General features: G+C 60.8%; 1 protein-coding gene. It reads left to right on the forward strand.

Features of this window, described 5'->3' with window-relative positions; genetic code table 11:
• Nucleotides 1-245 (forward strand): M3 family metallopeptidase (locus tag RAD10_RS42410; protein ID WP_461622079.1); only part of this gene is annotated, 245 nt, incomplete at both ends.

Here is a 245-nt window from a genome sequence, read left to right on the forward strand (position 1 = left end):
TGCTGTCCGCCGCGCTGCTGGACATGCACTGGCACATGCTGACCGCCGACCAGCCGCAGCAAGACGTGGACAAGTTCGAGGCCGAATCGTTGCAAAAAGACAAGGTCGATCTCAGCTACGTGCCGCCGCGCTACCGTTCCAGCTATTTCCAGCACATCTGGGGTAACGGCTACGCCGCGGGCTATTACGCCTATCTGTGGACGGAAATGCTGGCGGACGACGCCTTCCAGTGGTTCACCGAGCAC

The sequence above is a fragment of the Bradyrhizobium sp. 23AC genome (assembly GCF_054863025.1).